The 1,068-nt window shown below is 69.6% G+C and carries 1 protein-coding gene; it reads right to left on the reverse strand.

The window, feature by feature from the left end:
* The coding region (locus HCJ93_RS29030) for an IS481 family transposase (RefSeq protein ID WP_167998804.1) at positions 1 to 949 on the reverse strand (949 nt) is incomplete at its 3' end.
* Positions 950 to 1,068: the final 119 nt, after the last annotated feature.

Raw genomic sequence — 1,068 nt, forward strand, 5'->3', positions numbered from 1 at the left:
TGTATTGACCCGTGAGGTTGGGGACGCGGCTGGCGGGTGGTTGGCCCTTCAGCGCGGTGTGTCCGCGGTGGTGATTGTAGGTGTGCAGCCACTGCGGGAACGCTTCGCGGCGCTCGGTCTCCGAGCGGTAGGGGCGGGCGTAGGCCCATTCGTCGAGCAGGGTGCGGTTGAAGCGTTCGACCTTGCCGTTGGTCTGCGGGCGGTAGGGCCGGGTGCGTTTGTGGGCGATCCCGGCTGCCGACAGCAGGTCGCGCCAGTCGCGTGAGCGGTAGCAGGAGCCGTTGTCGGTCAGCACGCGCTCGACGGTGATCCCGCACTCGGTGAAGAAGGCGTGGGCGCGGGTCCAAAAGCCGGTGGCGGTCTGTTTCTTCTCGTCCGTGTGGATCTCGCTGTAGGCGAGGCGGGAGTGGTCGTCGACGGCGGTGTGCAGGTAGCTGTAACCGGTGTTCTTGCGGTTCCTGCGGCCTGCTTGCCGGCCCAGGACCTTGTGGCCGCCACCGTCGGGGATGTTGCCGAGTTTCTTGATGTCGACGTGCACCAGCTCGCCGGGCCGCTCGCGTTCGTAGCGGCGGATGATCCGGCCGGTGGCCCGGTCCAGGTGGGTGAGGCGGGCCAGGCCGAAGCGGGTCAGTACCCGGTGCACGGTGGAGGGCACCAGATGCAGCAGATGGGCGATGCGGGCCGGGCCCCACCGGCGCAGGACGCGGACCTTGATGATCCGGCGTTCGGTGCGGGTCGGGGTGCGGCGCGGGCTGGTGCGCGGACGGGAGGAGCGGTCGGACATGCCGGCTTCGCCGAACTGCCGGTAGCGCTCGGCCCAGCGCTGGGCGGTGGTCGGCGAGACCTGGAAGCGCTCGGCGGCCCGGCGCAGGGGCCAGCCGTCCTCGACCACGCAGCGGGCCAGGCGCAGCCGTCCGGTCTCGGTCAGGGGTGCATTACGGTGGGGCACGAGGGCCTTTCGCTCAGGTGTAGACGTCGCAATCCACACCGAACCGGAAGGCCCTCACCTGTTCAAGATCCCTCAGCCGAGACCTGGCTCACCCGTCCACAACCTCCCGGGACAGAACA

This window comes from Streptomyces composti (assembly GCF_012034205.1).
Classification (GTDB): Bacteria; Actinomycetota; Actinomycetes; order Streptomycetales; family Streptomycetaceae; genus Streptomyces; species Streptomyces composti.